At 37.6% G+C, this 500-nt stretch carries 1 protein-coding gene; it reads left to right on the top strand.

Annotation, left to right across the window (positions count from 1 at the left end; genetic code table 11):
• Window positions 1-57 precede the first annotated feature (57 nt).
• Window positions 58-500 (top strand): MBL fold metallo-hydrolase (locus ACYQ2M_RS25265; RefSeq protein ID WP_459919171.1); only part of this gene is annotated, 443 nt, incomplete at its 3' end.

The raw sequence follows: 500 nt of genomic DNA, 5'->3' as shown, positions 1-500 counted from the left end.
ATATTAGTTACTCACGGTCATTCAGATCATGTCGGAAATGCAGAGTATATACAGCGAATGTCTGGAGGCCAGGTTGTGATGTCTAAAGTAGAGTATCAACTGGCCAAAGAGCAGGCAAAAAAAAGCAAAGGGGAAGGATCCTTTAAAGCTCCAGTAGTCAATAAGTTTGTAGGAGATGGGGATGAGTTGATAGTTGGAGATACAAAATTCGTTTTTTATATAACACCGGGCCATACGAAAGGTTGCTTGTCTATTGAATTCATGGTCAAAAATTTGGGAGAATCGTATCGCGCATTTATGTTTGGGGGGCATAGCCCTTCACTTAAAAACGCTGATCTCGCTAATGCTTTCATTAAAAGCATAAGAAGAATAAGAGCGTTAGCTTCTGTCGAACCAAAAGTTAGTGTAAATCTGGCAAATCACCCACATAAAAACAAGTTATTTGAAAAAAGAGATTTGGGTAAAAGGAACGAGTCTATTAATTATTTCATAGATAATAA

This window comes from Desulfocicer niacini (assembly GCF_054657595.1).
This window is presented reverse-complemented; position numbering and strand designations above follow the sequence as displayed.